Annotated in this window: 14 protein-coding genes; 6 read left to right on the forward strand and 8 right to left on the reverse strand. The window is 71.5% G+C overall.

Features of this window, described 5'->3' with window-relative positions; all coding sequences use genetic code 11:
• Window positions 1-152: 152 nt before the first annotated feature.
• The 4 genes from C6376_RS17990 to C6376_RS18005 all read left to right on the forward strand — a co-directional run bounded on the left by C6376_RS17990 (window position 153) and on the right by C6376_RS18005 (window position 9,618).
• The gene (locus C6376_RS17990) at window positions 153-1,889 is read left to right on the forward strand and encodes a glycoside hydrolase family 13 protein (RefSeq protein WP_107444345.1); all 1,737 of its coding nucleotides are present in this window, start codon (window positions 153-155) and stop codon (window positions 1,887-1,889) included.
• Window positions 1,890-2,083: 194 nt separating this feature from the next.
• The gene (locus tag C6376_RS17995) at window positions 2,084-3,469 is read left to right on the forward strand and encodes an alpha-amylase family protein (protein ID WP_107444346.1); all 1,386 of its coding nucleotides are present in this window, start codon (window positions 2,084-2,086) and stop codon (window positions 3,467-3,469) included.
• Between the two features lie 165 nt (window positions 3,470-3,634).
• Window positions 3,635-9,079, forward strand: a complete 5,445-nt coding sequence (pulA, locus tag C6376_RS18000) for a pullulanase-type alpha-1,6-glucosidase (protein ID WP_107444347.1) — start codon at window positions 3,635-3,637, stop codon at window positions 9,077-9,079.
• 176 nt (window positions 9,080-9,255) lie between these two features.
• Entirely contained in the window at window positions 9,256-9,618 is a 363-nt protein-coding gene (locus C6376_RS18005; protein WP_107444348.1) for a 5-carboxymethyl-2-hydroxymuconate Delta-isomerase, read from the forward strand.
• A 78-nt stretch (window positions 9,619-9,696) separates the two neighbouring features.
• On the opposite strand, the gene C6376_RS18010 is transcribed toward C6376_RS18005, so the two are convergent.
• A complete protein-coding gene (locus C6376_RS18010; protein WP_107444349.1) occupies window positions 9,697-10,386 on the reverse strand; it encodes a TetR/AcrR family transcriptional regulator in 690 nt (229 codons plus the stop codon).
• A 242-nt stretch (window positions 10,387-10,628) separates the two neighbouring features.
• Window positions 10,629-12,560, reverse strand: a complete 1,932-nt coding sequence (locus tag C6376_RS18015; protein ID WP_107449038.1) for a hypothetical protein — start codon at window positions 12,558-12,560, stop codon at window positions 10,629-10,631.
• 133 nt (window positions 12,561-12,693) lie between these two features.
• Between C6376_RS18015 and C6376_RS18020 the strand changes: the two genes are divergently transcribed.
• On the forward strand, window positions 12,694-13,122 hold the full coding sequence (locus tag C6376_RS18020; RefSeq protein WP_107444350.1) for a hypothetical protein: 429 nt from the start codon (window positions 12,694-12,696) through the stop codon (window positions 13,120-13,122).
• A gap of 168 nt (window positions 13,123-13,290) precedes the next feature.
• Here the strand turns inward: C6376_RS18020 and C6376_RS18025 are convergent, their stop codons facing one another.
• The 6 genes from C6376_RS18025 to glnII all read right to left on the reverse strand — a co-directional run bounded on the left by C6376_RS18025 (window position 13,291) and on the right by glnII (window position 20,130).
• Window positions 13,291-14,889, reverse strand: a complete 1,599-nt coding sequence (locus C6376_RS18025) for a DUF1996 domain-containing protein (RefSeq protein WP_107444351.1) — start codon at window positions 14,887-14,889, stop codon at window positions 13,291-13,293.
• Between the two features lie 177 nt (window positions 14,890-15,066).
• The gene (locus C6376_RS18030) at window positions 15,067-15,723 is read right to left on the reverse strand and encodes a response regulator transcription factor (protein ID WP_107444352.1); all 657 of its coding nucleotides are present in this window, start codon (window positions 15,721-15,723) and stop codon (window positions 15,067-15,069) included.
• Entirely contained in the window at window positions 15,708-16,994 is a 1,287-nt protein-coding gene (locus C6376_RS18035; RefSeq protein WP_107444353.1) for a sensor histidine kinase, read from the reverse strand. The genes C6376_RS18030 and C6376_RS18035 overlap by 16 nt, the downstream gene beginning before the upstream one ends.
• A gap of 51 nt (window positions 16,995-17,045) precedes the next feature.
• The gene (locus C6376_RS18040; RefSeq protein WP_107444354.1) at window positions 17,046-18,083 is read right to left on the reverse strand and encodes an NAD-dependent epimerase/dehydratase family protein; all 1,038 of its coding nucleotides are present in this window, start codon (window positions 18,081-18,083) and stop codon (window positions 17,046-17,048) included.
• Between the two features lie 66 nt (window positions 18,084-18,149).
• Window positions 18,150-18,728 carry a winged helix-turn-helix domain-containing protein gene (locus tag C6376_RS18045; protein ID WP_107444355.1) on the reverse strand — a complete coding sequence of 193 codons (579 nt, stop codon included), beginning with the start codon at window positions 18,726-18,728 and terminating at the stop codon, window positions 18,150-18,152.
• Between the two features lie 370 nt (window positions 18,729-19,098).
• Window positions 19,099-20,130 carry a glutamine synthetase gene (gene glnII, locus C6376_RS18050; protein ID WP_107444356.1) on the reverse strand — a complete coding sequence of 344 codons (1,032 nt, stop codon included), beginning with the start codon at window positions 20,128-20,130 and terminating at the stop codon, window positions 19,099-19,101.
• 394 nt (window positions 20,131-20,524) lie between these two features.
• Here glnII and C6376_RS18055 point away from each other — a divergent pair, with 394 nt between their 5' ends.
• Window positions 20,525-21,370, forward strand: coding sequence for an alpha/beta fold hydrolase (locus tag C6376_RS18055; RefSeq protein ID WP_107444357.1), 846 nt, complete (start codon window positions 20,525-20,527; stop codon window positions 21,368-21,370).
• Window position 21,371 lies beyond the last annotated feature (1 nt).

Below are 21,371 nucleotides of genomic sequence, written 5' to 3' on the forward strand. Positions count from 1 at the left end.
CCGGCCCTCCGTGGACCCGGGGCGGCCGCGGTCACCATCCGACCCCGCTGTGACCGCGGCCGCCTCGTCACCCGCCGCCGTACCTCTGACCGAACGACTCCTCCCCGCTCGACCCCGCTCGAGCGGGGAACCCCGATCGCCCCAAGGACGCCATGAGCCAGCAGCCCGCAGCCCCGGCCCCCGCCCCCACCTCGGCCGTCGCCACCGTCGCCCAGCGCCGCGACTGGTGGCGGGACGCGGTGATCTACCAGGTGTACCCGCGCAGCTTCGCCGACAGCAACGGCGACGGCATGGGCGACCTGGAAGGCGTACGCTCCCGTCTCCCGTACCTGCGCGACCTCGGTGTGGACGCCGTGTGGCTCAGCCCCTTCTACGCCTCGCCGCAGGCCGACGCCGGCTACGACGTCGCCGACTACCGTGCCGTCGACCCGATGTTCGGCAACCTGCTCGACGCCGACGCGCTCATCCGCGACGCCCGGGAACTGGGCCTGCGGATCATCGTCGACCTGGTCCCCAACCACTCCTCCGACCAGCACGAGTGGTTCAGGCGCGCGCTCGCGGACGGCCCCGGCTCACCCCTGCGCGACCGCTACCACTTCCGCCCCGGCAAGGGAGCGAACGGCGAACTCCCGCCCAACGACTGGGAGTCCATCTTCGGCGGCCCGGCCTGGACGCGGGTGACCGAGCCCGACGGTTCGGCCGGAGAGTGGTACCTGCACCTCTTCGCCCCCGAGCAGCCCGACTTCAACTGGGAACACCCGGCGGTCGGGGACGAGTTCCGCTCGATCCTGCGATTCTGGCTGGACATGGGCGTCGACGGCTTCCGCATCGACGTCGCCCACGGCCTGGTCAAGGCGCCCGGTCTGCCGGACCTCGGCTCCCACGAGCAGCTCAAGCTGCTGGGCAACGATGTCATGCCGTTCTTCGACCAGGACGGCGTCCACGAGATCTACCGCCAGTGGCGGCTCATCCTCGACGAGTACTCGGAAAGGAAGGAGCCCGAAGGGCATTCGCCGGAAGGGCGGTGGCGGGAGACGGACGGGCGCATCTTCGTCGCCGAGGCCTGGACCCCGACCGTCGAACGCACCGCGAACTACGTCCGCCCCGACGAGCTCCATCAGGCGTTCAACTTCCAGTACCTGAGCACCGCCTGGGACGCGAAGGAGTTGCGCGAGGTCGTCGACCGCACGCTGGACGCGATGCGCCCGGTCGGCGCGCCCGCCACCTGGGTGCTGTCCAACCACGACGTCACCCGGCACGCCACCCGCTTCGCCAACCCGCCCGGCCTCGGCACCCAGATCCGCACGGCCGGCGACCGCGCGCTCGGCCTGCGCCGCGCCCGCGCGGCGACCCTGCTGATGCTGGCGCTCCCCGGCTCGTCGTACGTCTACCAGGGCGAGGAGCTCGGCCTGCCGGACGTCGTCGACCTGCCCGACGAGGTGCGCCAGGACCCGGCGTACTTCCGCGGCGCGGGCCAGGACGGCTTCCGCGACGGCTGCCGCGTCCCGATCCCGTGGACCCGCGAGGGCTCCTCCTACGGCTTCGGTACCGGCGGCAGCTGGCTGCCCCAGCCGCCGCACTGGGGCGAGTTGAGCGTCGAGGCGCAGGACGGCGTGCCGGACTCGACGCTGGAGCTGTACCGCACCGCCCTCGCCGTACGCCGTGAACGGCCCGACCTGGGCGCCGGTGACTCGGTGGAGTGGCTGAAGGCCCCGGAGGGTGTACTGGCCTTCCGCCGCGGGGAGTTCGTGTGCGTGGCGAACACCTCCGGTGAGTCGGTGCGCACGCCGGTGCACGGCCGCATCCTGCTCGCCAGCGGCGAGATCGCGGAGGCGGACGGCGAGGCCAAGCTCCCCGCGGACACCACCGTGTGGTGGACGACCGCCTGACCCACGCGTCCTCGGAACCCTCCGCCGGTCCGCCGGGCCCGCCGCTCCCACCGGAGCGGCGGGCCCGGCGTCATTTCTTTCCGTTCCTTCACGTCGTTCCTCTGCCCTTTCCGGGCGGCGTTCCCTTAACATCACGCCACCGCAAGGTTTCTGAAAGATTGCAGCAAGAGCCTTCAACGACGAAGGAACCCCACATGACACCCAGCAGACCCCTTACGGGCGCCCTCGCCCTGGCCGCCGCCGCGGCCGTCGTCGTCCTCCCCGGCGCCCCCACCGCCGCCGCCGCCCCGCCCGGAGCCAAGGACGTCACCGCCGTCCTCTTCGAGTGGAACTTCGCCTCGGTCGCCAAGGAGTGCACCACCGCCCTCGGCCCCGCCGGCTACGGCTACGTGCAGGTCTCCCCGCCCGCCGAGCACATACAGGGCGCGCAGTGGTGGACGTCCTACCAGCCCGTCAGCTACCGGATCGCGGGCCGGCTCGGCGACCGCACGGCGTTCCAGAACATGGTGAACACCTGTCACGCGGCCGGTGTGAAGGTCGTCGTCGACTCCGTCGTCAACCACATGGCGGCCGGCAACGGCACCGGCACCGGCGGGTCGTCGTACACCAAGTACGGCTACCCCGGCCTGTACTCGTCCTACGACTTCGACGACTGCACCGCCCAGATCTCCGACTACACCGACCGCTGGAACGTCCAGCACTGCGAACTCGTCGGGCTGGCCGACCTGGACACCGGCGAGGAGTACGTCCGCAGGACCGTCGCCGGATACCTGAACGACCTGCTCACCCTGGGCGTCGACGGCTTCCGCATCGACGCGGCCAAGCACATCGACGCGGCCGACCTCGCCGACATCAGGTCGCGGCTGACCAAGCCGGGCGTGTACTGGAAGCAGGAGGTCATCTACGGCCGGTCGGAGGCCGTCCAGCCCACCGAGTACACCGGCAACGGGGACGTCCAGGAGTTCCGCTACGCCTACGACCTCAAGCGGGTCTTCAACAACGAGAACCTCGCCTACCTGAAGAACTACGGGGAGGGCTGGGGCTACCTGAACAACTCGGTCGCGGGCGTCTTCGTCGACAACCACGACACCGAGCGCAACGGATCGACCCTGAACTACAAGGACGGCGCGAACTACACCCTCGCCAACGTCTTCATGCTGGCGTACCCGTACGGGGCGCCGGACGTGAACTCCGGCTACGAGTGGTCGAACGCGGACGCCGGGCCGCCCAACGGCGGCACTGTCAACGCCTGTTGGCAGGACGGCTGGAAGTGTCAGCACGCCTGGCCGGAGATCTCCCGCATGGTGGCCTTCCGTAACGCCACGCGCGGCGAGCCGGTCGGCAACTGGTGGGACAACGGCGGCGACGCGATCGCCTTCGGGCGGGGCTCGAAGGGGTACGTGGCCGTCAACCACGAGAGCGGCTCGCTGAGTCGGACCTTCCAGACCGGGCTGCCCGCGGGCGCCTACTGCAACATCCAGAACAACACGAACGTCACCGTGAACTCCTCCGGGCAGTTCACGGCGACGCTGGGCGCCAACACGGCGCTGGCGCTCTACGCGGGCAAATCCACCTGCTGACGGAGCCGTTGGGGGCAAGGGTCGTGAAAGTTCTTTCCCGTTCTTTCATGACCCTTGCTGTAAAGGTTGCGTCGGCGATACGGTCGCGCGGACGCCCGGTGACGCAGCAGCCCCGGGCGCAGGGGTCGGACCCGACAGAGCCGCAGCCGCAAGGAGTTCCCGCCTGTGATACCGAGATGGCCCGCGCCCCGGACGCGCCGCACCGCCCGCACCGGACGGGTGGCCGCCGTCACCGCGGCGGCCCTCGCCGCCGCACTGCTCCAGCCGCTCGCCGCGCGCGCCGACAGCCCGCCCGCGCCGCCCTCCGACGCCAGGCTCGCCGCCGAGCCCGCCCGGCACGACGACACGCGTGAGCAGTTCTACTTCGTCATGCCGGACCGCTTCGCCAACGGCAGCACCGCCAACGACCGGGGCGGACTGACCGGCTCCCGCCTGACCACCGGCTACGACCCCACCGACAAGGGCTTCTACCAGGGCGGCGACCTCCAGGGCCTGACCCGGCGCCTCGACTACATCAAGGGCCTCGGCACCACCGCCATCTGGATGGCGCCGATCTTCAAGAACCGGCCCGTGCAGGGCGCCGGCAACGGGGGCACCTCCCAGGCGTCCGGCTCCGGGGGAGCCTCGGCCGGCTACCACGGCTACTGGATCACCGACTTCACCCAGGTCGACCCGCACTTCGGCACCAACAAGGACCTGGAGACCCTCATCTCCCAGGCGCACGCCAAGGGCATGAAGGTCTTCTTCGACGTCATCACCAACCACACGGCCGATGTCGTCGACTACGAGGAGAAGTCCTACGAGTACCTGTCCAAGGGAGCCTTCCCGTACCTGACGAAGGGCGGCGAGCCCTTCGACGACGCGGACTACGCGGCAGGCGGCACGAAGTTCCCGGCCGTGGACGCCGGTTCCTTCCCGCGCACCCCGACGGTCACCGCCGCGCAGCGGACCGCCAAGGTCCCCTCCTGGCTCAACGACCCGACGATGTACCACAACCGCGGTGACTCGACCTACGCCGGTGAGTCGACCACCTATGGCGACTTCTCCGGGCTCGACGACCTGTGGACCGAGCGTCCCGAGGTCGTCAGCGGGATGGAGAAGATCTACCAGCGGTGGGTGCGGGACTTCCGGATCGACGGCTTCCGGATCGACACGGTGAAGCACGTGAACATGGAGTTCTGGACCCGATGGGCGACGGCCCTGGACGCGTACGCGAAGAAGCAGGGCCGTGACAAGTTCTTCATGTTCGGCGAGGTCTACTCCGCCGACACGTCGATCACCTCGCCGTACGTCACCCGGGGCCGCCTCGACGCGACGCTCGACTTCCCCTTCCAGGAGGCGGCCCGCCAGTACGCCTCCCAGGGCGGCAGCGCGAAGAAGCTCGCGGCCGTGTTCGGCGACGACTACAAGTACACGACCGACAAGGCCAACGCGTACGAGCAGGTCACCTTCCTCGGCAACCACGACATGGGCCGCATCGGGTACTTCCTGAACCAGGACGACCCGAAGGCGACCGACGCCGAACTGCTCGCCAAGGACGGGTTCGCCAACGAGCTGATGTTCCTCAGCCGCGGCAACCCGGTCGTCTACTACGGCGACGAACAGGGCTTCACCGGCGCCGGCGGCGACAAGGACGCCCGCCAGACGATGTTCGCCTCCCGCACGGCCGACTACCTCGACGACGACGAGATCGGCACCGACCGCACCCACGCGAGCGACGCCTACGACACCGGTGCTCCGCTGTACCGCCGGATCGCCGCCCTGTCGAAGCTCCGCAAGGCCCACCCGGCCCTCGCGGACGGCGTCCAGACCGAGCGTTACGCGGCCGGCGGGGCCGGCGTCTACGCCTTCTCGCGCAACAGCCTCGGCAAGGACACGACCGAGTACGTGGTCGCCTTCAACAACGCAGGCACGGCGAGGGAAGCAACGTTCGCAACCGGTTCCGCGAACACCGCTTTCCGCGGAATCTACGGCACCGGCAGGACGGTCACCGCAGGCGCCGACGGGAAAATCACCGTAACCGTTCCCGCAGGTTCGGCCGTCGTGTTCCGGGCCGCCCGCGAGCCGCACGCCCCCGCGGCCAGGCCGACGGTCTCCCTGCACGCCCCCGCCGCGGGCGCCACCGGCACCGTCGAGCTGAGCGCCGACGTCGCGGGCGGACAGCTCGACCGGGTCGTCTTCGCCGCCCAGACGGGCAACGGCGGCTGGCGGACTCTCGGCTCCGCCGACCACGCCCCCTACAAGGTCACGCAGACCATCGGTGAGGACGTGCCGGCCGGCACCGCGCTGCGCTACAAGGCGGTGGTGATCGACTCCGCGGGCCGCACCGCGAGCGCGACGGCGTCGAGCGTCACCGGCGCCCCGCCCGCGGAGGAGACGCCCACCGCCTCCTCCCGTGACTACGCGATCGTCCACTACAAGCGCGCCGGCGGCGACTACGCCGACTGGGGTCTGTACGCCTGGGGCGACCTGGCCGACGGCGAGGCGACCACCTGGCCCGCGAGCCACCCCTTCACCGGACGCGACGCCTACGGCGCCTTCGCCTACGTCAAGCTCAAGCCGGGCGCCTCGAGCGTCGGATTCCTCGTCATCGACAAGGACGGTGACAAGGACGTCTCCGCCGACCGCGCCATCGACGTCACCGCGACCGGCGAGGTCTGGATCGAGCAGGGCTCGGCGGACGTCCGCACGGAGCGGCCCGCCCAGCCGGCACCGGACACGGCCAAGGCCGTCCTGCACTACCACCGCGCCGACGGCAACTACGACGGCTGGGGTCTGCACACCTGGACGGGGGCCGCGAACCCCACCGAGTGGTCGAGCCCGCTGAAGCCGGCGCGGACCGACGCGTACGGCGCGGTCTTCGAGGTGCCGCTCGCCGCGAACGCCACCAGCCTCGGGTACATCCTGCACAGGGGCGACGAGAAGGACCTGCCCTCCGACCAGTCGCTGAACCTGACGAGTACCGGCCACGAGGTGTGGCTGCTGAACGGCCAGGAGAAGTACCTGCTCCCGCAGCCCGCGGGATCGGCCGCCGCGCTCGACCTCACCACCGCCAAGGCGGTCTGGATGGACCGGAACACGGTCGCCTGGAACGGCTCGCCGGCCGCCGCCTCCACCCAGCTGCTGTACAGCGACAAGGGCGCGATCGCCGTCGCGGACGGCGCACTGACCGGCGCGGCCAAGTGGCTCCGGCTGACGAAGACCGCTCTCACCGACGCCCAGAAGGCGAAGTTCCCGCATCTCGCCGCCTACACCGCCTGGTCCGTCGACCCGCGGGACCGCGGCCGGGTGCGCGAGGCGCTGACCGGCCAGGTCGTGGCCTCGCAAAGGGCCGTGAACGGCGCGGTGCTGTCGGCGACGGGTGTGCAGATCGCCGGCGTGCTGGACGACCTGTACGCCGGGGCCACCGCCGCCCGGCTCGGGCCGACCTTCCGCAACGGCCGTCCCACGCTGGCCGTCTGGGCCCCGACGGCCCGGCAGGTCTCACTGGAGCTCGACGGCTCCACCGTGCGGATGAAGCGCAACGACACGACCGGCGTCTGGTCCGTGACCGGCCCCGGCTCGTGGAAGAACAAGCCCTACCGGTACGCCGTGACGGTATGGGCGCCCGCCGCCGGCAAGGTCGTCGTCAACAAGGTCACCGACCCCTACTCGGTCGCCCTCACCACCGACTCCGAGCGCAGCCTCGTCGTCGACCTGGACGACCGGTCGCTGGCCCCGGGCGGCTGGTCGACGCTCGCCAAACCGAAGGCCGTCCCGCTCGAGGACGCACAGATCCAGGAACTGCACGTCCGGGACTTCTCCGTCGCGGACACCACCGTCCCCGCGCGGGACCGGGGCGGCTACCTGGCCTTCACCGACCGCGGCAGCGACGGCTCGAAGCACCTGCGGGAGCTGGCGGCGGCGGGCACGTCGTACGTCCATCTGCTGCCCGTCTTCGACATCGCCACCATCGCCGAGAAGAAGGCCGACCAGGCCGCCCCCGCCTGCGACCTCGCCTCCTACCCGGCGGCCTCCGAGAAACAGCAGGAATGCGTTTCCGCCGTGGCTGCCAAGGACGCCTACAACTGGGGCTACGACCCGTACCACTACACCGTCCCCGAGGGCTCCTACGCCACCGACCCGGACGGCACGGCCCGTACCGTCGAATTCCGCAGGATGGTGAAGGCGCTCAACGAGGACGGCCTCCGGGTCGTCATGGACGTCGTCTACAACCACACGGCGGCGAGCGGACAGGCCCGCACGAGTGTCCTCGACCGGATCGTGCCCGGCTACTACCAGCGACTGCTCGCCGACGGCTCGGTCGCCACGAGCACGTGCTGTGCCAACACGGCGACCGAGAACGCCATGATGGGCAAGCTGGTCGTCGACTCCGTCGTCACCTGGGCCAAGGAGTACAAGGTCGACGGCTTCCGCTTCGACCTCATGGGACACCACCCGAAGGCCAACATCCTCGCGGTGCGGCGGGCGCTGGACGCGCTGACGCCCGCCAAGGACGGCGTCGACGGAAAGAGGATCATCCTCTACGGCGAGGGCTGGAACTTCGGCGAGGTCGCCGACGACGCCCGCTTCGTGCAGGCCACGCAGCGGAACATGGCGGGAACCGGTGTCGCGACGTTCTCCGACCGCGCGCGGGACGCGGTACGCGGCGGCGGCCCGTTCGACGGGGACCCCGGCGTGCAGGGCTTCGCCTCCGGCCTCTACACCGATCCCAACTCCTCCAAGGCCAACGGCACCTCCGCCGAGCAGCGGACGCGACTGCTGCACTACCAGGACCTCATCAAGGTCGGGCTGTCCGGAAACCTGGCCGCGTACCGCTTCTCCGACGCCGACGGCAAGGAGGTCACCGGCGCCGAGGTCGACTACAACGGGGCCCCGGCCGGCTACGCCGACGCACCCGGCGACGCCCTCGCCTACGCCGACGCGCACGACAACGAGTCGCTGTTCGACGCCCTCGCCTACAAGCTGCCGTCCGGCACCTCCGCCGCCGACCGCTCCCGTATGCAGGTCCTCGCCATGGCGACCGCGGCCCTCTCCCAGGGCCCGGCGCTGTCCCAGGCAGGCACCGACCTGCTGCGCTCGAAGTCCCTGGACCGCAACTCCTTCGACAGCGGCGACTGGTTCAACGCGATCCACTGGGACTGCGCGGCCGGCAACGGCTTCGGCCGCGGACTGCCGCCGGCCGCCGACAACGCGTCCAAGTGGCCCTACGCCAAGCCGGTGCTGACCTCGGTCGAGGTGGGCTGCCCGCAGATCACGGCGGCCTCCGCCGCCTACCGGGACCTGCTGCGGATCCGCACCACGGAGAAGGCGTTCTCCCTCGGGACGGCCGCCCAGGTGCAGGCGCACCTGTCCTTCCCGCTGTCCGGCGGGAAGCAGACGCCCGGAGTGATCACCATGGAGCTCGGCGACCTGGTCGTCGTCTTCAACGCGACGCCCACCGAGCAGCGCCAGACGGTGGCCCCGCTCGCGGGCGCGGGGTACCGGCTGCATCCGGTGCAGGCGGCGGGTGGGGACGCCACCGTGCGGGCCTCGTCGTACGACAGCGCGTCCGGCACGTTCGCCGTACCGGCCCGGACCGTGGCGGTGTTCGCCAGGACGACGCGCTAGCGGACCCGGGAGGCACGACCCCGGTGGAGCAGACCGAAGCCCCGGCCCGGTCTGCTCCACCGGCGCGTCCGGCGCGCCCGCAGGCTTCGCGAGCGGCTCAGGCGGGCGGGCGGGACGCTGCGGCCGGGGGAGACCCTGAGGCTAGGGTGATCCCGAGACCTAGAACAGGAGTGCCCATGCCGCAGATCACCGTCGACTACTCGAGCACCATGGACCCGGCCTTCGACCGAGCCGGTTTCGCGCGGGCCCTGCACACCTCGGTGGTCGAGATCGCTGCCGCCAAGCCGGAGGCCTGCAAGACCCTGTTCCGTCCGGCCGAGTTCACCGCGTTCGGCTACGAGGACCCCGAGGAGCGGGGGCACGCCGTCGTGCACGTCACGCTGGGGCTGCTCGCCGGCCGTACCGACGAGACCAAGACGAAGCTGACCGAGACCGTGCTGGAACTGCTGCGCGCGCATGTGACGGACGGCGGCTTCGTGCTGCACGCCTCCGCAGAGGTACGCGACCTCGACCCGTCGTACCGCAAGTACGAGAGCTGACGCCCCAGGCCCAGTGTCCGGAGGGTCGAAGGCCCGGAAGGACCGGAGGTGCCGGTGGTGCCGGAGGCCCTGCGCGCCTCAGGAGGCGAGGGCGATGAGCCGGGCGGTCAGGTCGCCGAACGGGCCGTCGGCCGGCTCGCCGCCCAGCACGGGCCGCAGCAGCGTGCGCAGCTCGTCGTCGAAGGCGGCGCTGACGGCGGTGAGTGCCGCGAAGTCGTGCACGAGCTGGACCTCCAGCTCCTCGCGCGGGATGCGCCGCCCGTCCAGCCAGATCAGCGCGGTCGACTCGGCGAGCGAGATCCAGGAGCGGACGACCAGTTCCAGCCGCGGCGGCGGATCGGTCACGTCCAGATGCGACAGGATCTGCTCGTAGGCGATCTGGCGGACGGAGTCGACGAGAGCGTTCGTGGTCGACGAGCCGACCGCCGGACCGCCGCGCATCAGCGCCGAGAAGCCGGGACCGTGTGCGTCGACGAAGTCGAAGAACCGGTGCATCACGCGCAGCAGCCGGGCGCCGAGCGGTCCGTCGTGCGGCTCGGTGAACCGTGCCGCCAGATCTTCCGAAGCCCGCTTCAACGCGGCCTCGTACAGGCTGAGTTTGCCGGGGAAGTAGTGGTAGACGAGGGGCCGGGAGATACCCGCGGCCGCGGCTATCTCGTCGATGGAGACATCGTCGGGCGAGCGCTGGGCGAACAGGTCGAGGGCGACGCCGATCAGCTGCTGCCGACGCTCCTCGACGCCCATTCTGCGACGGACCCCGGTAGTCATGCGAACACCTTACCGATCGAATCCGGACTCCAACCGACCGGATCAGTGCACGCGTTCCGCTTGATCCCTCACACGCGCGGTCACTGCCTCCGCGCAGGTCCGGCACCACGCGCGCACGGCGGCCCCGGCACCCGGACCCGTAGACCCGGCACGCGCCCGTGCCCCCGGCACCCGGACCCGTCGACCCGGACCCGTTCGGTCAAAAGCGCCGACCTCGTCCGCGCGGTGCGGTGCAGCGCGGTTCAGCGCAGTCCGCTGATCGCGCGCCCGTCCTCGAGCCTGCCCTCCAGGCCGGCCCGGGCGCCCTGTTTCGCGGGCGCCGCCAGCAGATGTCCACTCCCGGACCCGCTCACCCCGCCCGTCGCCCGGATGGACGCCGTCTGCCGGTCGCCGGCCGCGAGCAGGTACCAGTGGTCGCCCTTCGACTTCCACAGCACCCCGGCCAGCACATGCGGGTCGCGCGGCCCGCACGCCGGCACGTCCCCCGCCTTCGCCACCGCGGCTCCGAAGATGCCGCCCGGGGTGTGGAACTGCGCCAGCACCCTGCTCCCGTCACCGCGCCAGGTCTCGGCGCGGGTGCACACCCAGGACGCCGATCCGCTCGCGTCCGGCAGCGGCTGCCGGGTGTACGCCCACGCGTTGACCGTCCGCACGCCCTGACCGCGCGCGTCCGCCAGCGAGCAGGCGAACGGCGCCCAGGTCCGCAGCGCCTGTGTGCCGGTCGCCTCCCGGGGCGCGGCCGGACGGCCTGCGGTCAGCCGGGCGGGGACGAGTTCGGCGAGGTCGCTGTAGAGGTGAACGCCCTGGGCGTCGGTCAGCAGCAGGACGTTCCACGTCGTGCAGGCCCCTGCCCGGGCGGCCGGGCTGGCCAGCGGCGAGGTGATCCCGTCGGTCAGGGCCAGATCCATCACTCCGGCGCCCGGCTTCGTCAGGTCCCGCTCGCCGGCCTTCGTGACCCAGGGGGCCGTCAGATAGCGGACATTGCCGTCGGCCCGGCCCAGCACCAGCGCGCTCGCGTCGGCGCCGGACGCGCCGTCGACCCGGGCGAAGTCGAGGGCCGCCCCGGCGGTGCCGTCCTTCGGCTCCGCGTAGCGGGCGATGCGCAGCCCGTCGTAGAAGATCGCCACGCGCGCGTTGTCCACCTCGCCCGCGTAGAGCAGCTGCGGTGGTCCCGCGGGGGCGCCGGAGGGGCTGTCCGGGGTGGACGAGACCTGGACGCTGCGGCCGGGCCGGGCCCAGACGGCGAGCGCGCGGCGCAGCAGGGCGTCGTCGCCGGTGAGGGGACCGCGCGCGGGCCACACCGAGAAGTCGGTGCGGGGAGAGGTCTTCCAGGCGGCGGGGGAGATCTTCACCAGCCGCCCGGGGTCGAGGGCGGCCTCGGCGGCCGGATTCTGCGCGTAGGCCGGGGCGGCCGCGCCGTCGGGTCCCCAGCCGTCGCCGGGCAGCGCGACCAGGGCGCCGCACACGGCGAGCGCGGCGACGGCGGCGAGGACCGCCCTGCCGTGCTGGCGTCGGCGCATCAGGTCGGTGGGCCGGGCCTGCAGCGCGCAGGGATCGAACTCGGGGGAGCCGAGCAGCGGGAACTGGGCGGCCGGGACCTCGGCGGCCTCGCGCAGGGCCGCCGTCACGTCCTCCGCGTGGACGCCGGACCCGGTCAGCACCTCGCGGACGTCGCCGTCGGGCAGCCTCTCCAGCCCGCGCAGGGCGCAGGCGGCGCGGGCCGGCCCGGACAGGTCGGCGAGCCGCTGGTCGAGGGCGAACTCGTCGGCGCCTCCGGAACGGGGGAAGAGGCGCAGACCCCACACCTGGGGCAGCAGCGGCGGCAGTTGCGCCCGCTTCGGCCACGTCAGCAGCCTCGTCGGCGCCCCCGCCTCCAGCGCGGAACGGACCACCTGGAGCCGCACGTAGGCGTACCCCGGGTCGCCGTCGCGGCCGGCGGACTGGGCGGGGACGACGGGAGCCGAGGCGCGGCGTCGCGGCAGGGCGCGCTGGACGAGGGCGTGGGCGGTCAGGACGCGCCGGCCGCGGCCGAACGTGGGCGGCAGCACCAGATAGGCGAGCCGGACGAGACGCGGATAGTGCTCGACGAGGGCGGCCTCGGCCTGCTCGACGTCGACGGCCCGGCCGACGGAGGACCGGGGGGCGGGGCGGGGGGCGACATCTCGTGACTGCACGTCCACCAGAACGAGCGAGCCCGGGGATGGTCACCCCTGTGGAGCAGCGGCCGCGGACGGGACGCACCGGGTATTTTGAGCGTGCCGGGCACGGGAGCCGTATCCAGAGCGAGGCTCTTGCAGGGAGGAACAGATGAAGGTGACCCGACCGATGCTCGCCGCGGCGGCCGCGACGGCGGCGCTGCTGCTGGCGGGATGCGCGTCCGGCGACAAGGAGGCCGCCGTTCCGACGACGGCGACCGGCAGCCTGGAGCACATCGCCGCCGAGGTGAAGTGCACCCCGGACATGCAGACCGACGCGGACGAGATCCGCCAGGCCGTCTGCAAGAACGCCGACGGCAAGTTCATCCTGGCGACCTTCGCCACCGACCGCGGACAGCGCGAGTGGATCAACTCGGCGAAGGACTACGGCGGTCACTACCTCGTCGGCCGCAAGTGGGTGGCCGTGGGGGAGACCAGCACGGTGACGGCGCTGCGCACCACGCTCGGCGGTGACATCGAGGAGGGCACCGACCACGGCGCGCACAAGGAGTCCGGCGGCGCCACCCACTCCAGCCACTGACATCCTCCCCGGGACGCAGGACGCAGGACGCAGGACGCAGGACGCAGGACGCAGGACGCAGGACGCAGGACGCAGGACGCAGGACACGCAAGACGGCAAGCGGCATACGAAAACCGGCGGTGGGATCTCCCACCGCCGGTTCTCGTATGCGTACCTGCTAGGCCGGTGTCACTGGCACTGCTGGCCCTTGTTGACGCAGTTCGCGATCTTGTTGTTCAGCTGCGCGTTCATCACGTTGATGAAGTCGTCGTGGTCGGTGGACGGCTTGTGGAGCTGCTCCGGGAAGCCGTCGACCGCGTAGGCGTTCTTGACCTGGCCGTTCTGGATGACCGGGGTGGGAACGGCGTACACGAGTCGCATGGTCAGCTGCGGGATCGCCTTGAAGCCGTTCTGGCAGTTGCCGTTGCCGTCGGCGAAGGCGACGTGCGTGCGGTGGTTGGCCGAGTCGATGTTCTTGCCGTCCCAGCAGCTCTGGAAGGCGAACGTGCGGACCACGTTGCTGCCCTGGGGGCAGATCGGGTACTGCTCGGTCAGCTGGACCTTGTTCTCGAAGCCGGTGCAGCTCCAGTGCGCGTTGGCGTTGGCCAGACCGTTCGTGGTGGTCTTGGCGTCACCGGTGATGATGCGCAGGAACTGCGGCATCGCGACGACCTTGGCCTTCGGGCTGCCGACGAACTTGATCTCCGCCTGCTTGGCCTTCAGGACCTTGCCGACGTTGCCTTCCTTGCCACCGCCGTCACGGTTCTGGTCGAACTCCTTCGTGCCGTCCTGGACACGCAGCACCGGCCAGTAGTAGGACGACTTGTCCTGCTGGTTCTGGCAGGAGGTCTGGGCGGCCGCGAACGTGTTGTTGTTGGCGAAGGCGTCGTTCGACTGGTTGCCGACGTAGTCGTGCAGGTGGTGCGCGCCGTTGGTCACGCCGGGCGCCACGATGACGTTGTCGGTGTTGAACTTGTTGTTGGCATTGACGCCGCACCGGGTGGTGAACGTACCGGTCGAGGCCTGGCCGTTCTTGCGGGGCTTGGCCTTGACGTTCGCCTGGACCTTCGTGATGTCGACGAAGTCCGACGCCACGGGGCCGTTGCCGGCCTGGCCGCCGTTGCCGCCCTGCTGGCCGCCGTTCTGCTGACCGCCGTTGTTGTTCTGACCGCCGTTGTTCTGCTGGCCGCCGTTGTTGTTGTTCTGACCGCCGTTGTTCTGCTGGCCGCCGTTCTGCTGGCCGCCGTTCTGCTGACCGCCGTTGTTCTGGCCGCCGTTGTTCTGCCCGCCCTGGCCCGCGTTGGTGTTGTTCGCCGCCTGCGTGGTGCACGCGGCGAGCTGGCTCAGCGAGTTGTCGAACTGGCCGCCGGAGCGCTGGATGTTGATGCGGATCCGGTCGATCGTGGCGGCCCGCTTCTCCTTGAGGGGACCGACGATCGCGTTCTGGACGAAGCCGGCGTCGCCTGCCTGGGCCTGACGCGTCGACGCGAGCCGGGTGTAGGCCTCGGTGATCTGCTTGTCGAGGTTGGCCAGCTCGTTCGCGACGCCCTGCTTGGCCCCGTTGGGCACGCTCGTCAGCTTCTGCCCCACATCCGGGCAGGAGATCGTGGCGACCTGTGCTGCCGCGTTGGCGGCCTTGGTCTGGTTCTGACCCGAGTTGTTCGATTCGTGCGCCGAAGCGTAGAAGTTCGCCCAGATCAGCCCGCCCCCGCCGAGCGCTAGGGCCGCCGATGCGGCCACGGCCTTCGTGGCCATCGACGAACGGCGTTTACGTGTATTGCGTCCCATGGAACTCCTCTGACTTCCTTGCGGGGCAGCATCGAGGCGCCCGACAGGAGTGAAGCTGAAGCTGCCCCCTCCTTTACGCACGACGCCTCACAGGTGTTCAGCCCGCTCAGAAATTGATGAGAGACCCGTACGGCGAAACAACCCCAAAACCACCGCGCGACCCAGCAGTTGGCACCCTCAGCGACTCCGGTCCAGATAGGCCAGCACCGCCAGTACCCTGCGGTTGTCGTCGTCGGAGACCTCCAGGCCCAGCTTCACGAAGATGTTCGCGGTGTGCTTGGCGACGGCCCGCTCGGTCACGACCAGTTTGCCGGCGATCGCCGCGTTCGACCGCCCCTGCGCCATCAGTTCCATAACCTCCCGTTCGCGCGGAGTGAGCCGGTCCACCGGACCCTGCCCGTCGTTCGCGCGCCGGGCCAGCAACTGCTGGATCACCTGGGGGTCCATCGCCGTCCCGCCGGCCGCCACCCGCCGTACGGAGTCCACGAACTGCTCCGCGTCGAACACCCGGTCCTTCAGCAGATAGCCGACGCCGCCGCTGCCGTCCGCGAGCAGTTCACGCGCGTACAGCTGCTCGACGTGCTGGGAGAGGACGAGGACCGGCAGCCCGGGCTTGTCCCGGCGGGCCCGGAGCGCGCACTGCAGGCCCTCGTCCGTGTGCGTGGGCGGGAGCCGGACGTCGACCACCGCGACGTCCGGCTCCAGTTCGGCGAGGGCCCGCTCCAGCTCGGGTCCGGTCTCGACGGCGGCGGCGATCTCGAAGTCGTAGGCCTCCAGCAGCCGGACGAGACCGTCCCGCAGCAGGAAGAGGTCCTCGGCTAGGACAACACGCAAGGAATCTCCATGGTCACCATGGTGGGACCGCCGGCAGGGGAGCTGACGGCCAGGACGCCGTCGAATGTACCCAGTCGCCGTTCGAGTCCGGCCAGCCCCGTGCCCGCCCCGATCGCCGCGCCGCCCTTGCCGTTGTCGGTGACGGAGATCCGCAGACAGCCCTCCGAGTGACGCAGGTCGACCCAGATCCGGTCGGCTCCGGAGTGCTTGACCGCGTTGGTGAGCGCCTCGCTCACCGCGAAGTAGGCCGCCGACTCCACCGGCGCCTCGGCCCGGCCCGCGAGCTCCACGTCGACCTCCGTCGCGACCGGCAGCCGTAGTGCCAACGCCCGTACGGCGTCGCCCAGTCCGCGTTCGGCGAGCACCGGCGGGTGGATGCCGCGGACCAGGTCGCGGAGTTCACAGAGGGCCTCGGCGGACGACCGGCGTGCCTGCGCGAGCAGTTCCTTGGCCTTCTCGGGGTTCTTGTCGACGAGCATCTCGACGGTGCCGAGGTCCATGCCGACCGCCACCAGCCGGGCCTGGGCGCCGTCGTGCAGATCCCGCTCGATGCGCCGCAGCTCGGCGGCGGAGGTGTCCACGGCGTCCCGTCGGGTCTCGGTCAACACCCGGACGCGTTCGGTCAGTTCGGCCTGGCTGGGGGAGAGCATCACCTTGGTGAGGCGGAAGTGGGCCTGGAAGGCGCCCACGGCGTACCGGTGCGCGACGACGAGGACGACGGCGGCCAGCGCGGCCGCGGCGAACGCCGTCGTCTGCCCGCTGACCGGCACGAAGCCGTACCAGTACGGTCCGTACGCGCCGTAGGGTCCGCCCGTCATCGTCCGCCACAGCCCCAGCGGCAGCGCGAACCCCTCCAGCGGATAGAGGACGAGGACGGCGGGCGCCAGCGCGGTGACGAAACCGGCCGTCATGTCGACCGGCAGCCATCGCAGGTCCCGCCAGGTCGCGGGGTCCCGCAGCAGGGCGAAGGTGCGCGTCCACGGGTTCGCGGCCTCGGGCGCCGGCCGGTACGCCGACGCGATGCTCACCCCGCCCCACCGCTCCGAGAGCGTCCGTCGCCGGTCGGCGAAGGCGCGCACGCCCTTCACCACGTACGGCGTGGTGACGAGGCCGACCCCGATCGGTATGAGCGCCATGGACACGAGGGAGAGGCAGAAGCCCAGGATGCTCAGCGGCAGCGACACCACGGCCAGCAGGAGCCCCCGCCCGGCGGCGAGCACCATCCCCCGTGCCCTCGACCCGACGTCGCCGCTCTTCGTGTGGGTGTTCATGCCGTCAGTCTGGCCGAGCCGGGAGCGCGGGTCACTGGCCGAAGCCCCCGGTCAGAGGGTGGTGTCAGGTACACCCGCTGTGTCCGCCGGGCCGCTCGTCGCCGCGAGGACCTTCGCCTCCAGCTCCGGGTCGAGGCCCTTGCGGGTCCGGTCCGGACGCTGGGGCGCGACGCCGCCGATCGACGTCAGCCAGCTCCAGGTGTCGGCGACGGTCTCCTCCACGGGACGGCAGGTCAGTCCCGCCGCCACCGCCCGGGAGACGTCGGCCGCGTGCAGGGCGTCGTGCATGTCGGTGCCCGGCGGCACCCACACGGGCAGCTCGGTCCACGGCTCGATGCCGGCGTCGAGGACGATCTCCGGGGCCGTCCACCGGAGTTCGGCAGCCGAGCCGGTGGCCCGTACGCACGCCCGCAGCAGCTCGCCCATCGTGGCGTGGCCCTGCGGGCTCATCAGGTTGTACGGCCCGCTCAGCTCCTGCTCGACCGCGCCGAGGATCCATTCGGCGAGGTCGCGGACGTCGACGTACTGCAGCGGCAGGTCGTGCGGTCCGGGTGCGAGGACCGGGCCGCCGCGGGCGATCCGGGTCAGCCACCAGGGCAGCCGTCCGACGTTCTCGTGCGGGCCGAGGATCAGTCCGGCCCGTACGAGGACGGAGGCGTCCGCGCCGAAGGCGTCGAGGACCGCCAGCTCGCCGCCGCACTTGTCCTTCGTGTACTCGCTCTGTTCGGCGTCGGGCGCCGCCCCCTGCACGAGGGGAGCGTCCTCGGCGTACCCGGCGGGCGGGGCCCAGGCGTACACCGAACAGCTCGACACGTACACGTACCGCCGGGCGCGGCCCCGCAGCAGCCGTGCCGTCTCGTGCACCGCGCGGGGCGCCGCCGACCACGTGTCGACGACGGCGTCCCAGTCGCCGTCGGCCAGGGCGGCGAGGCCCCCGGGCGCGGTCCGGTCGCCGGTCAGCGACCGGGTGCCGGGAACGGGCGCCTGCCGTCCCCGGTTGAGGACCGTCACCTCCCAGCCGCGTCCGAGGGCCGCCTCGACGACGGCCCGCCCCGCGAACTCCGTTCCACCCAGCACCAGAAGTCTCATGCCGGTGACTGTGCCCGGTGCCCGCCCGGAACGGAACCGCGCTCTGCCGTGGGCAGAGGGAAGGGATCAGCGGGCGGTCGGCGGGGTGTACTTGTAGCCGACGCGGCGCACCGTCTGGATCGACTGGCGGTACCGCGCGCCCAGCTTGCGGCGCAGCCGGGCGATGTGGACGTCGACCGTGCGGCCGTCGCCCACGTGGCCGTAGCCCCACACCGTGGTGACGAGCTGGTCGCGCGTGTGCACCCGCTCGGGGTGGGCGACGAGGTGGGCGAGCAGCTCGAACTCCAGGTAGGTGAGGTCGAGTCGCTGCCCGTCGACCGCGGCGGTGCGCTGTACGGGGTCGACGCGCACCAGCGGTTCGCCGGCCGTGCCGCCGTCGGCGTGGGCCAGGTCCGGCGCGGCCGCCGGCAGGAACGGCGGCTGCCGGTCGGCCGGGACGAGCACCAGGTAGCCGATCATGGCCGGCCGGCCGGGCAGGCTGGGCAGTGTGTGCTGCGGGGCGGGCAGCCAGGTGGCGTCCGGCGGCAGGAGGTCCGCGAGGTCCACCGTCTCGTCCCGGTCGACGGCGCGCAGCCGGTGCCGGGGGGAGCCGCCGGGGGCGGGGGCGAGGGAGGGAGCGGTGGAGAGGGAACGAGTGGTCGCCATGAGAGGTCAGCTCTTTCGCGCGAAGAGTTCGTCGGAAGGGACGTACGTCGTGCGCGCTGGCCGAAGGCCGGGTGTACGGCTTTAGAGGGCCGGCGCGTTCGTCGCGCGGCAACACACCCGGTCGAAGTCGTGGTGCTGACGGGAGGGCCAGAAGGGCTCGAGGTCATGGCGACCCGTCGCGATGTGCTTCTGGAAGGTGGCCATGGGCCCATTGAAGCAGACACCCGCCCGCAACAGGAGGGTCCTCTCACCGCTTGGACGCGTCCCCGGTGTGAAGTCCGCCCCGGCGGGCTCCCCGGGCGGTGCGGGACACGCGAAGGGGCTCCCGCCGAATCGGCGGGAGCCCCTTACGGGAGTTGCGTCGCGGGGATCAGACCTGGCCGGCCTTCTCCAGCGCCGAGCAGCAGGTGTCCACGATCAGACGGGTCACCAGGTACGGGTCGACGTTGGCGTTCGGACGACGGTCCTCGATGTAGCCCTTGCCGTCCTTCTCGACCTGCCACGGGATGCGGACCGACGCGCCGCGGTTGGAGACGCCGTAGGAGTACTCGTTCCACGGGGCGGTCTCGTGCAGGCCCGTCAGACGGTCGTCGATGCCGGCGCCGTAGTTCTTGACGTGGTCCAGCGGCTTGGAGCCCTCGCCGAGCGACTCGCACGCGGTGATGATCGCGTCGTAGCCCTCGCGCATCGCCTTGGTGGAGAAGTTGGTGTGCGCGCCGGCGCCGTTCCAGTCGCCCTTGACCGGCTTGGGGTCGAGGGTGGCGGAGATGCCGAAGTCCTCGGCGGTGCGGTAGAGCAGCCAGCGGGCCACCCACAGGTGGTCGGAGACCTCCAGCGGGGAGACCGGGCCGACCTGGAACTCCCACTGGCCGGGCATGACCTCGGCGTTGATGCCGGAGATCGCGAGGCCGGCGGCGAGACAGTTGTCCAGGTGCGCCTCGACGACCTCACGGCCGAAGATCTCGTCCGCGCCGACGCCGCAGTAGTAACCGCCCTGCGGGGCCGGGAAGCCGCCCTTGGGGAAGCCGAGCGGGTAGCCGTCCTGGAAGAACGTGTACTCCTGCTCGATGCCGAAGATGGGCTCCTGCGCGCCGAACTTCTCGGCGACCTCGACGAGCGCGGCACGGGTGTTGGACTCGTGCGGCGTCATGTCGATGTTCAGGACCTCGCACAGGACGAGGACGTCGTCGCCGCCGCGGATCGGGTCGGGGCAGGTGAAGACCGGCTTGAGGACACGGTCCGAGGAGTGGCCCTCGGCCTGGTTCGTGGAGGACCCGTCGAAGCCCCAGATCCCCAGCGCGTCGAGACCGGCGGGCTCGCCCGCGATGATCTTCGTCTTGGAACGGAGCTTCGCCGTCGGCTGGGTGCCGTCGATCCAGATGTACTCAGCCTTGAAGGTCACGGGCCACTTCCTTCGGGGGTGTGTCTGACGCACTTTGCGGGTGCTGCGGCGCTGCGGCACTGGGGCGCCGCCTGTTTGCCCGGAAGCTTGTCAACAGGCGATTTCCCGGTCATTGCTCGAATGTGAACCCCGTGTTACCTGGTGGTTCTGTGGCGCGGCTCACGCCGTGAGGCGCCGGCCCGGCCCGCCGTCGCCCCGGGCGGGAGCGGCCGTCCCGGCCGGGCGGCGTCTCGTATGCGACGGGCGTGGAGGGTGCCGGCGAGGGCATCCGGACAGACTCGTGAACGGCGCCGTGTGCGGCGGTACTTCACGATGGACGGACCCCGTGGGCGGCGGTGTCTCCTGAGCGGGGAGACTTCGTCAACTGCGGTGTGACCTGAGCGGGGGGACTTCGATGAGCGGGTACGACGACGGTGCGTTTCAGGCGGCCTACGACAAGGTGACGGCCAAGTGGCCGGCCGACCTCGAGGCCGTCCGGGTCCCCACCCCGTTCGGCACGGCGTACGTCAACGTCTGCGGCCCGCGCGACGCGCCCCCACTGCTGCTCCTGCCCGGCGGCGGGGGCGCGACCTCCGCCTCCTGGTTCGCCCAGGCGGCCGAACTCGCGCGGGTGCGGCGGGTTTACGCCGTCGACCTGCCGGGCGCGGCGGGGCGGACCGAGGCGAGCGGGGTGCGGAGTGCCGCCGATCTCGACGACTGGCTGGACGCGGTGCTGGCGGGCCTGGGAATCGAGCGGGCCGACGTCGGCGGCCACTCCTACGGCGGGTGGATCGCCCTCCGCCTGGCACTGCGCGCCCCCGCGCGGGTACGCCGCCTGTTCCTCCTCGACCCGACCCAGTGCTTCGCCGGGTACGAGGCGGCGTACCTGTTGCGCGCCCTGCCGATGCTCGTGCGGCCCACCCCGCGCCGGGTGCGCGCCTTCCTGCGGTGGGAGACCGGGGGAGCGGCGCTGGACCCGGACTGGCTGCGGCTCCAGGAGGCGGCCGCCGGTTTCCCGGCCGGGCGGCCGGCGACCGGCCCCCGTCCCTCGCCCGAGGCGCTGCGGGGGCTGCGCGCGCCGGTCCTGCTGCTCGTGGCCGCGAACAGCAGGACCCATGACGCGCACACCCTGGTGGCCCGGGCGGGCGAGACGGTGCGCGAACTCGGGACGATCGTCCTGCCGGACGTCTCCCATCACGCGCTGCCGCCTGCCGCGCCCTTTGGAACGGGCCGCCGTCTCACGGGGTTCCTCGACGGCTGAG

It is taken from the genome of Streptomyces sp. P3 (assembly GCF_003032475.1).
Lineage (GTDB): Bacteria > Actinomycetota > Actinomycetes > Streptomycetales > Streptomycetaceae > Streptomyces.